General features: G+C 53.2%; 2 protein-coding genes. Both read right to left on the bottom strand.

Annotated elements, in window-relative coordinates:
- On the bottom strand, positions 1 to 282 hold a 282-nt coding region (locus HMPREF2896_RS06905; protein ID WP_070718659.1), incomplete at its 3' end, for an IS3 family transposase.
- Positions 275 to 523, bottom strand: a 249-nt coding sequence (locus HMPREF2896_RS12975) for a hypothetical protein (protein WP_141754771.1), incomplete at its 5' end; no start/stop codon positions are given. The genes HMPREF2896_RS06905 and HMPREF2896_RS12975, both read right to left, overlap by 8 nt.

Genomic DNA, 523 nt, shown 5'->3' on the forward strand with positions numbered 1-523 from the left:
GGCAAAATATTTCGCGGCCTTACGCAGGATGTCGCGTTCTTCGCGCAGCTTAGAGACTTCTTTTTCTAGCTGGCGGATTCGTTCAGAATCAGTCGTTGCTTGGGCTTTATCACGCATGGTCTTCGTGCGGGCACGTTTGCCGGTGCCGTACTGCTTAAGCCAGGAATAAAGTGAGGAACGATTGACTCCAAGCTCTGCTGAAGCCGCGTGAAGTGAAAGGTCCTCATTGTTTTCGTAGAGGGCCACAGCATCACGTTTGAACTGTTCGGAGTACCTAGGCATGGTGGTAGATTACCTTTCTTCCCAACCCAACCGGGCTGGATATCAGGTGTCTACCTAACAGGGTCAGGTCCGTGGTGAAGAAGGTAGTGGATTCAGCCGAGTGCCCTTTACCCTCCGTCGGAAGAAGAGTGGTGGAGAAGGCCTCTACGTCACGGTCTACCTTGGCCGGGGAACCTTCGGTTTCGCCGCCTTCGATCTCCTCTAAGTTTGACGGCCCTTCCGGTTTTAGAGTGCGTTGATT

Source organism: Corynebacterium sp. HMSC069E04 (genome assembly GCF_001813175.1).
GTDB lineage: Bacteria > Actinomycetota > Actinomycetes > Mycobacteriales > Mycobacteriaceae > Corynebacterium > Corynebacterium aurimucosum.